Origin of the sequence: Psychromonas sp. psych-6C06, assembly GCF_002835465.1 — a bacterium.
Taxonomy (GTDB): Bacteria; Pseudomonadota; Gammaproteobacteria; order Enterobacterales; family Psychromonadaceae; genus Psychromonas.
On the sequence record NZ_PIZM01000022.1, the window covers coordinates 1 to 3,900 of the forward strand.

General features: G+C 34.7%; 3 protein-coding genes. All 3 read right to left on the reverse strand.

Features of this window, described 5'->3' with window-relative positions:
• Window positions 1-562: 562 nt before the first annotated feature.
• The 3 genes from CW745_RS16360 to CW745_RS16370 all read right to left on the reverse strand — a co-directional run bounded on the left by CW745_RS16360 (window position 563) and on the right by CW745_RS16370 (window position 3,358).
• Window positions 563-1,048 carry a hypothetical protein gene (locus CW745_RS16360; protein WP_101109775.1) on the reverse strand — a complete coding sequence of 162 codons (486 nt, stop codon included), beginning with the start codon at window positions 1,046-1,048 and terminating at the stop codon, window positions 563-565.
• A 208-nt stretch (window positions 1,049-1,256) separates the two neighbouring features.
• Window positions 1,257-2,135, reverse strand: a complete 879-nt coding sequence (locus CW745_RS16365; RefSeq protein WP_101109776.1) for a hypothetical protein — start codon at window positions 2,133-2,135, stop codon at window positions 1,257-1,259.
• Window positions 2,136-3,088: 953 nt separating this feature from the next.
• Window positions 3,089-3,358, reverse strand: a complete 270-nt coding sequence (locus CW745_RS16370; protein ID WP_101109777.1) for a hypothetical protein — start codon at window positions 3,356-3,358, stop codon at window positions 3,089-3,091.
• Window positions 3,359-3,900 lie beyond the last annotated feature (542 nt).

Here is a 3,900-nt window from a genome sequence, read left to right on the forward strand (position 1 = left end):
AATGAAAAACCTTATAACGCCCTGTTAAGCTGTAAAAAATGGTTGGCTATAATCGCGAAGCGATGGCCAACTGTTTTTTATCAGTTTAAACAGCTTGTTATGTGTTTTCAATCGCTACAGCGTGGTCAAGTATGCAATAACTACTATTAAACTTAATAATGAAAATATAACCACAGGTTTTCGGATTACTCTATCATCAGATTGCTTTAGTTTTCGTTTATCCTTTGTATAAATGCGACTTATATAAAAGACAAATAGTGGAATTATGATTGCGTACTTTAAATTATCATTAACCCCAAAATATTCAAATAATTTAGATTCAGTTACAAGTAATTCCTCAGCTAAAAAGTAGCGAGAAATTATTAAAGCTATCACTATGTAAACCAGTATTTGAACCCAACTAATTGTAAATTTCATAGGTTCCTCTTAAGAAAACATAAACACATAACGCCGCATTAAGCGGACTAAAATAGTGGGTTATACTGTGAAGCGAAGCGGAACGTAACCCACTGTTTTAGTTCCGTTTAAATGCCCTTGTTAGGGCGCTAAAATTGCAAACCATTTAATTATGGTATTTATAAATATCATGCTCTATTGGGGTCCAATTTTTATCTACAGAAATGGTTCGTTTATCTGTCACGTTTAATAAATCGAAGGAACAATTAACCGCATAGGAATCGGATAGACCAATAAGTTTACCACCGCTCCTTTTTTCTAAATAAAACGAATAAGTTTCATTCTGAGCAGTATTTATTTTAATAAAAATGTCATCTGAAACCCATAATTTCCAGCTCTTCGATATTCCAGGTTTTGCATTTCTAGAGCGTATACTCTGAAAATTAGAAATACAGTTATAAAAATCTCCCAATGAGCCACTCTGCACTATATTATCCATTCTTCCATTATCAACCAAAACGTATTTAGTTTTGTCACTATACGTATTGATGTATTCTTTGACATCAATAGACTCTGTTTCACCCGTGATATAAAGAGTTAAAAAAAAGGCTAAATTTATAGCTATAAATAGTGATAATTTTTTACTTTTCAAAGAACTCTTCCGAAACAGTATAATTAAAATTCATTGTAAATAATTAAACCTTTAACATATTTACTATAAGGCTACGTTTAAAAAAATGTCGCCCTAACGCCGCATTAAGCGGACAAAAACAGTGGGTTAAAATGTGTAGCGAAGCGAAACGTAACCCACTGTTTTTGTTCCGTTTAAATGCCTTGTTATATAGCTTTTAGCAATTAAATCAAGCTATTGTCTTTGATGCTTTTGCTACTTTGTCTTTTATTTTTTCCCAAGCAGTAATTGTTCTTGACTCTTTAAAAGTGGAAATATGCTCAATAAAGCTATTTATAAAAGTAACCATTTCAGATTCAAGTATTGGCAGGTTTTCTAGACGCAATAAAAAATCAATTTGCGCATCAAAATTGCCTTTTGTAGTATCGCTAGTCAAGTCTACATCAACAGGGGCTTCACTATTTCGATCTTCTTTTAAATGTGAAATTTTTAAGACAATGTCCCATAAACGCTCACACTCACCTTGGTATACATTATCGTTTGAGTGTTGACTCATTACACATAAAACTACTATTGCGCATAATAAGACCAAAAATCTCATTTCTCGGTCAGCAATACATTTAGACTGAAACGAGCTTTGAAGAACTCTATACAGTTTTGCAACAGACATTAAGTCTGCATCCATTTCTGTAGCTTTTATAAATGAGTCTTTATTAATAGACCCATCGTAAGAATCATCGTGCGCTCTATAAATATGAGACAATTCATGATAAAGAATGAACTGAAATGGTAGCAAAAGAGCTGAACTTTTTAATGCCTTATTTAAAAAACTATCGCTAAATAATTCGCTGTAGAAATGAAAACCAGTTTTGAAACAGGTATAAAACACCCCAGAGTTTATATAAAATGCATATGGAGAAACTTCTGAGTTAACCACATCAGAGTTTTTAATCCTTACTTCTGCATCGTAGGTCGGCATGTTCTTTTCTCTGAAAAAATCATTCAGAGAGCTCATCTCTTTATTTGCTAGATTTACACAGAGTTCTACATACCTAGCATATTGAACATCTTCTTTCATTGCTTCAGAAATATAATCCTCTACGGACATATATGAATCTTGCTCACCTAATATCAAACTACATCTCCGAGAATGCTATATAACGCCCACTTAAGCGGACAAAAATTGTTGGCTATAATTTTGTGAGGAACGAACAATAGCCAACTGTTTTTGTTCCGTTTAAAGTGCTTGTTAGTTGTGTTTGGCGATAATAATTACCTTATGAAATACGATAACTAAAATAAGAAAAACAATCTAGTAACCTATTGAAAAAACTAGGACTCATTCAACTAAACATCACTTTCGTGATGACACCTTGAAAACTAAAAACCAGAATGACGCCATTATAAAATAAGCGGAGCTAATGGAGCCGAGAGTTCTGATTAACTTACGAATTAAACTTTGCACCAGACGACTATTAGCGACTGCATATTTTGGCGGAATGAGCGAGTTATAAACTAAAACCACAAGGAAACGGCTTTGAAGATTACCAAGCTCAATCCTTAGCCAGGAATACTTAGTAGAAAGAATTACCAACCACGATTTTAAAAACCAACTAACGCTGCCATTAAGTGGAAAATAATGGTTGGCGTATAATCGCGAAGCGATGGCCAACTGTTATTTTTCCGCTTGAATGCCTTTGTTAGTTGGACATTCAACACTGCAGCTTCAAATTAAACTATTCACGTGATATTACTGAATTTAGTTTATTAAAAACAGATGATTAGCGACGCAATGTGACGAACGGTGTTGATTAGTTTTCGTAGCGTGTTGTAAATACGATGACAGTTGACCATCAAAGCAAGCAAACCGAAACGAAGCTAAAAGCATTTTTAGTTTAAACTAATTTTCAAAGGTATAACGTAAACCAAATTTGCACGCTTTGTAGTCCAACTAACGCCGCGTTAAGCGGACTAAAATTGTGGGTTATAATGTGTAGCGAAGCGAAACGTAACCCACTGTTTTAGTTCCGTTTAAACGCCTTGTTATGTGTATTTTTAATTTTAACTACTAATTATATCGAATTCATTCTTATCCCGAGTCAGGTGCTCAATACCGAAGTCAGAATCTTTACTAAATATATCGTTCATATCAGCTTCAAGGTATGTTTCATCAAAAGCACACTTCATTAACTCAAGAGCCATTCTCAAATACCCGTCCTTGTTTGCATATAACGCAACCTCACCAAATGCTGCAAACTTTGCTTCTGCACTTTCAATTGGAACATGGCTCTCTAGCTCCCTGATAAATTCGATAATTTCACTATCTTCCATAATACCCCTATACACATAACGCCGCGTTAAGCGGACAAAAATAGTTGGCTATACTTTGTGAGGCACGAACAAAAGCCAACTGTTTTTGTTCCGTTTAAACGCCTTGTTAGCACGGCGAGTGGAAACCTAAACAGATTTCAACGCCGTTAATAAATGGAAAATTGCACAACGAATGTGAAACTGAACACTTATTTTAAATCCAGTGAAAAACCAAGGTTTGACACCGAAACTGAAACACTTTGAATGTTACTTTAAAACCACAAAGCAAAACACATTCAATTGAAAACTGCCCTTCCAAACACGACCAAACTCACAACAACCCAAAAGCTATTTACGTAAGCCTGATAACGCCCGCTTAAGCGGACAAAAATTGTTGGTTATAATGTGGAGCGAAGCGGAACCTAACCAACTGTTTTTGTTCCGTTTAAAGCGCTTGTTATGTTTGACTTTTATGAATATTTCGCCATTCTTCATTTGCGTTTTTTACAGCTGGATCATCATGAAAGCCAATAATCTGCCTAGACTTATACTTGCTTGGCTCA

Coding starts and splice junctions, on each gene's coding strand:
- CW745_RS16365 (WP_101109776.1), bottom strand. CDS start 2,135: ATGTCCGTAGAGGATTATATTTCTGAAGCAATGAAAGAAGATGTTCAA.
- CW745_RS16370 (WP_101109777.1), bottom strand. CDS start 3,358: ATGGAAGATAGTGAAATTATCGAATTTATCAGGGAGCTAGAGAGCCAT.